General features: G+C 61.4%; 7 protein-coding genes. 5 read left to right on the top strand and 2 right to left on the bottom strand.

The window, feature by feature from the left end; genetic code table 11:
* The 4 genes from ADADOO_RS03945 to ADADOO_RS03930 form a co-directional block, all read left to right on the top strand.
* On the top strand, positions 1–879 hold an 879-nt coding region (locus ADADOO_RS03945), incomplete at its 5' end, for an XdhC family protein (RefSeq protein ID WP_511275200.1).
* Positions 876–1,454: a nucleotidyltransferase family protein gene (locus ADADOO_RS03940; RefSeq protein WP_511275198.1), complete on the top strand. Its 579-nt coding sequence runs from the start codon at positions 876–878 to the stop codon at positions 1,452–1,454. The genes ADADOO_RS03945 and ADADOO_RS03940, both read left to right, overlap by 4 nt.
* Positions 1,455–1,657: 203 nt before the next feature.
* Positions 1,658–2,353: a UPF0149 family protein gene (locus ADADOO_RS03935; protein WP_511275196.1), complete on the top strand. Its 696-nt coding sequence runs from the start codon at positions 1,658–1,660 to the stop codon at positions 2,351–2,353.
* A gap of 64 nt (positions 2,354–2,417) precedes the next feature.
* Positions 2,418–3,203 carry an alpha/beta hydrolase gene (locus tag ADADOO_RS03930; RefSeq protein WP_511275194.1) on the top strand — a complete coding sequence of 262 codons (786 nt, stop codon included), beginning with the start codon at positions 2,418–2,420 and terminating at the stop codon, positions 3,201–3,203.
* A 303-nt stretch (positions 3,204–3,506) separates the two neighbouring features.
* Here the strand turns inward: ADADOO_RS03930 and ADADOO_RS03925 are convergent, their stop codons facing one another.
* On the bottom strand, positions 3,507–3,689 hold the full coding sequence (locus ADADOO_RS03925; RefSeq protein WP_511275193.1) for a hypothetical protein: 183 nt from the start codon (positions 3,687–3,689) through the stop codon (positions 3,507–3,509).
* 222 nt (positions 3,690–3,911) lie between these two features.
* Here ADADOO_RS03925 and ADADOO_RS03920 point away from each other — a divergent pair, with 222 nt between their 5' ends.
* Positions 3,912–4,322 carry a carboxypeptidase-like regulatory domain-containing protein gene (locus tag ADADOO_RS03920; protein ID WP_511275191.1) on the top strand — a complete coding sequence of 137 codons (411 nt, stop codon included), beginning with the start codon at positions 3,912–3,914 and terminating at the stop codon, positions 4,320–4,322.
* A gap of 69 nt (positions 4,323–4,391) precedes the next feature.
* On the opposite strand, the gene ADADOO_RS03915 is transcribed toward ADADOO_RS03920, so the two are convergent.
* Positions 4,392–5,219: PDZ domain-containing protein (locus tag ADADOO_RS03915; RefSeq protein ID WP_511275189.1), on the bottom strand; the 828-nt coding region annotated here is incomplete at its 5' end.

Raw genomic sequence — 5,219 nt, 5'->3', positions numbered from 1 at the left:
GCCTGGATGATCCTGCGCGACGACGGGCAGGTGCAGGGTTCGGTCTCCGGCGGCTGCATTGAGGATGACCTGATCCGTCGGGCGGCGGCCGGCGAGTTCGCGGGCGGAATGCCCCGCCTGCTGCGCTACGGCGTGACGGCCGATGAAGCCCATCGCTTCGGCCTGCCCTGCGGCGGCACGCTGGAACTGGTGCTCGAACCGGCGCCCGATGCCGCCTTGCTCGACCAGCTCGCCCAGCGCATAGCCACCGGCCAACTGGTGCATCGGCGGGTAGCGCTGGCGAGCGGCGCGGTCAGTCTAGAAGGCGGCAGCGCCGGCGACAGCCAGCAATGGGATGGCCAGACGCTGGTCACCCTGCACGGCCCGGCCTGGAGGCTGTTGATCATCGGCGCCGGCCAGATTTCGCGCTATCTCGCGACCATGGCGCAGGCCCTCGGCTATCGCGTCTACATCTGCGACCCGCGCAGCGAGTATGCCGACGGCTGGGATGTGCCCGGCACCGAGCGCATCGCCGCCATGCCCGATGACGCCGTGACCGAACTCGGCCTCGACCCGCGCAGCGCCGTCGTCGCGTTGACCCACGATCCCAAGCTCGACGACATGGCACTGCTCGAAGCCCTCAAGTCGCCGGCCTTTTACGTCGGTGCCCTCGGTTCGCAGGCCAATAACAGCAAGCGCCGCGAACGCCTGCTGCAATATTTCGACCTCTCGCAGGCCGAAGTCGACCGCCTGCACGGCCCGGTCGGCCTGCCCATCGGCAGCCGCACGCCGCCCGAAATCGCCGTCTCCATCCTGGCCGAAATGACCGCTGTGAAAAATGGGCAAAATTTCCGGTTGACCGTGGAAGTCGCCGATCCCTACGCCTGCCGGGTCGCATGAACCAGATTGTCGGCATCCTGCTGGCTGCGGGCAGTAGCCGGCGTTTTGGCGCCGACAAGCGCTTGCATCCATTGCCTGACGGCACGCCGATGGCGCTCGCTTCGGCGCGGAATCTGGCTGCCGTTTGTGCCCGCACTATCGTTGTTATCCAGCCCGACGATACGGTGCTAGCTAGCCTTCTGGCGGAGGAGGGGCTGGAAATCGTTGTTTGCGCAGAGGCGGCGCAGGGTATGGGCCACAGCCTGGCCAGCGGCGTCGCGGCAACCGCCGATGCCGCCGGCTGGCTAGTCGCGCTGGCCGATATGCCTTTCATCCAGCCGGCTAGTTACCACGCCGTCCTTCACGCCATGCAAGGCGGGGCTGCGCTGGCCCGGCCGATCCACGACGGTTGCCTTGGTCATCCGGTCGCCTTCGGTGCCGCACATCTGGACAAGCTACTGGCCCTGACTGGCGACCAGGGTGGCAAAGCCATTATTGAGGCCAATCCGGTGGCGCTGGTACTTTGCACGGTGGACGATCCCGGCGTGCTCAAGGATGTTGATCAACCATTTCAAGTGGTCATCACGGGTAGCTAGCCCGATACCATGAGGCGCCACTCCCTCCCCTTCAAGGGGAGGGCTGGGGTGGGGATGGGTTTCATCGGCCGGGGCTGCTACACCAAACCCATCCCCCACCCAACCTCCCCCTTGAAGGGGGAGGAGCCCTTCCTCTGACTCCTCCAAGGCTGCAGCCCGTGTCGTTCTGGGCTATCATTCTGCAATTGCCGAGGACCAAAGCGATGAACCCAACACCCCTGACCGATGCCGATCTTGACCGGCTTGAAGAACTGCTCGAATCCGACGTTTTCCAGGGCGAGGCCATGCGCCTCGACGAAATCCAGGCCATGCTCTGCGCCGTCGTCAGCGCCCCCGAGCCGGTGCCTCCCGCCATCTGGCTGACCGAAGCGCTCGGCAAGGGCCTCGAAGCTGGCGGCAACCCTGACGTTGAAGCCGCGCTCGAACTGCTCATGCGCCTCAACAACGACCTCGCTGCCGCGCTGCTGGCCGACGAAACGATTGCCCCGGTGCTCTATCCGCTCGACGAAAGCTGCAAGGAATATGACTACGAAGCCTGGGCCGACTCCTACGTCTTCGGTGCCGGCCTGGCCGGCGACTGGTACGAAATGGCCGGCAAGCACGCCGACGACCTGTCCGAACTGCTCGAACCCCTGTTCCTGCTCAACGGCATGCTCAAGGAAGACGCCGAAAAAAGCGGCGAACGCTGGTTCCCGCCGGCCGAAGAAGCCCGCCTGGTCGCCGACATCCAGGAAAACCTGCCGGTCATCGTCCAGACTCTGTACAACTTCTGGCGCAACAAGCGGACGGGCGGCACCGTCCAGCGCGAAGGTGACAAAGCCGGCCGCAACGACCCGTGCCCCTGCGGCAGCGGCAAGAAATTCAAGCAGTGCTGCGGCAGCCCGGAAAAGCTGAACTGATCCGCGCCTTGCCGGCTTTCTCTGCGGCATGAGCTTTGCCGCAAAGAGCCCCGAAAGGAGCACCATGACCATGAATTTGCTACGCGGCGCATTACTTTTCCTATCTTTGTCGCTGATCATCATTGCCCCGGCCAAAGCTGACGAAGTCATCCGGCTCGAAACGCGACCCGGCGTAAAAGTGCCGGTGTTCTATATGAAGCGGGATGGCGCAATAGCAACGGTCGTGCTCTTGCCCGGCGGGAACGGCGGGTTTGGTGCATTGGTTAACGGGAAGCCGTCGAGTGCGAACTTTCTGGTGAGAACGCGCGACCTTTTTGCCGGCGCGGGTTTCAACGTAGCGGTTATGGGGCGTCCCTCCGATACCAACGACCTCGACTACGCGGATCGCGTTTCGGCGGCTCATCTTCAGGACTTGAAACAACTCGTCGAGCACCTAAAGACCGACAGCGGGTTGCCGGTCTGGCTGGTTGGCACTAGCCGTGGTACGGTCTCGGCGACTGCGGCTGCGGTCAAGTTCGGCAATGCCGACCTGGCCGGAATCGTGTTGGCATCGAGTGTCGTCAATTACAAGAAAGTCGGCGCAGTGCCGACGCAGGACATCGCCGCGATCAAGATTCCCGTGCTGGTCGTGCACCACGAACAGGACGGCTGCAAGATTTGCGCGCCCCATGAAGTGCCGGCCATCGTACAGGGTTTGAAGAACGCCCCGGTCAAGAAGCTTGTAATGGTCAATGGTGGCAGTAATCCGACCGGAGATTCCTGCGATGCCCTGCACTATCACGGCTATATCGGCATCGAGAAAGAGGTTGTCGCGATGATTACCGATTGGATCAAGAAGCCCTCAAACTGAAGCAAGATTCAAAGGCAATTCGCTGTAGCGATCCGCCTTTCATCCTCAGCCTTGCGGCATGACTCCAACGGGCACAACAGAGCCGCTCGGAGGTGTTGCGCACTTAGACGTGCCGGCTCTTTCGGGTGAAGCGTGCTGGGTACTGAGATTTCGCCAAGACATCCCGTTTACACCACGAAAATCCCGATTAGAGATCGCCGCCTTGTTGTCGCGCCTGGGCGAGCCGCATGGCTTGCCAATCCTGGCTGGGTGTGGAACCGGTCGGCAGAATTGGGGCTTGCTGTTGCTGCTCTTGGGCCACGCTTAGCGCTCGGCGATGGCCAACGGGGTGATGTCGGTGCGGCAGAGTCCAGCCAGTTCGGCGACGACGCGATTTATTCCGTTGCCGACCAACCACCAGGCTTGCCCATAGGCGCGTACCGTAACACCGTGCTCAGTGCACAGCTGAATCGCCTTTTGGCGAAGTTCTTCAATTTTGTTTGTCATTTGAAATCCGTGTTGTCTTTGTCTCCGGAGATACCGACTCTAACGGTTATTTATTACAGGTGTTTTACCGTGGCTGCCTGATAACGATGGAGCTGGCCGATTTTTGCCAATCGACTGCCAATTCGCATCGTCAATAAAGCCGTTCGTCTCCGGGAGAATATTTGACGAATTGCCGCTGCAGGCTACGCTTGAACTGTAGCTTCAAAAAGAAAGGTGCGTGTCATGACAAAACTCTTGTATCTCGTGTATCTGCTGCTTACTTGTTTGCTGCCTGCGCAGGTGATGGCGCAAGGCGATGCTTCCACGCTTGTCGAAAAACACGATGGAAATGTGAGCTATGTCAGCGGTGGAATCGGTGATGATGAAGTGGATGAGATTCGCTTGCGGGAACGGGATTTCAATCTGAAGCTGCTTTTTGCCGAGCGTGATGGCTCTTATCTTGGGAGTGTCGATGTGGTGGTGCTCAATGCCAAGGGCGAGAAGGTTCTTGAAGCCAATGCGGTGGGACCGTTCCTGCTGGTCCGGTTGCCACCGGGGAGCTATGTGATGAAGGCTTCAATGAACGGTCAGGAGCAACAAAGGAAGTTGTCGATCACCGAAAAGCGCAGGTCCGAAGGTGTTTTTCGCTGGTAACAGCGACTTCCCAAAAAAGGGGATTCCCGGTGTCAAAAAAGCCGTTCGAACGAACGGCTTTTTTGACGTTTAGCCCAGGTCGACCGGGACGAATATTCGCGAATCGCCGCGTTCGATCAGGATGGCGGCTTTCTTGCCGGACTTGGCGATGATGCCGCGCAGTTGCTCGACCTCACTAATCGGCTGACCGTTGACCGAAACGATGATGTCGCCCGGGCGAATGCCGGCGCGACCGGCGGCGCCGCCGGCTTGTTCGACGAGCAGGCCGCCCTTGACTTCAGCCTGGCGTTGTTCATCCGGGGTCAGCGGGCGGACGGCGACGCCGAGGCGGCCTTTGTCGGCGGAGGGGGCTTCGCTGGCTGCCACTTTTTCCTCGCCGAAACTGCCGACCTTGACGTCGATGTTGCGCGTTTCGCCCTTGCGCCAGACTTGCAGGCGGGCCGTTTCGCCAGGCTGCTTGATGGCGACGGCGGCCGGCAGTTCGCCGGAGTTTTCGATGGTCTTGCCGTCGATGCCGAGAATGACGTCACCCGGTTCCAGCCCGCCCTTGGCCGCCGGGCTGCCTTTTTCAACGGAGGCGACCAAGGCGCCAGCCGGCTTGGCCAGACCGAAGGTGTCGGCCAGCGACTGATTGACTTCCTGGATGCTGACGCCGAGTTTGCCGCGCTGGACCTTGCCGTGGGCGACGATCTGCTTCTCGACATTCATCGCCACTTCGATCGGGATGGCGAAGGAGAGGCCCTGGTAGCCGCCGCTACGCGAGTAGATCTGCGAGTTGATGCCGATCACTTCGCCGTTCATGTTGAATAGCGGGCCGCCGGAGTTGCCGGGGTTAACCGCGACGTCGGTCTGGATGAAGGGGACGTAGCTGCCGTCCGGCAGGTTGCGCGACTTGGC

It is taken from the genome of Azonexus sp., assembly GCF_036170495.1.
Classification (GTDB): Bacteria; Pseudomonadota; Gammaproteobacteria; order Burkholderiales; family Rhodocyclaceae; genus Azonexus.
The sequence above is the reverse complement of the archived record's forward strand: the minus strand, read 5'-3'. Positions and strand labels throughout refer to the sequence as shown.

Bases quoted from the DNA above. Each gene is read 5' to 3' on its own strand.
- ADADOO_RS03940 (WP_511275198.1), top strand. From the start codon at position 876: ATGAACCAGATTGTCGGCATCCTGCTGGCTGCGGGCAGTAGCCGGCGT.
- ADADOO_RS03935 (WP_511275196.1), top strand. From the start codon at position 1,658: ATGAACCCAACACCCCTGACCGATGCCGATCTTGACCGGCTTGAAGAA.
- ADADOO_RS03930 (WP_511275194.1), top strand. From the start codon at position 2,418: ATGACCATGAATTTGCTACGCGGCGCATTACTTTTCCTATCTTTGTCG.
- ADADOO_RS03925 (WP_511275193.1), bottom strand. From the start codon at position 3,689: ATGACAAACAAAATTGAAGAACTTCGCCAAAAGGCGATTCAGCTGTGC.
- ADADOO_RS03920 (WP_511275191.1), top strand. From the start codon at position 3,912: ATGACAAAACTCTTGTATCTCGTGTATCTGCTGCTTACTTGTTTGCTG.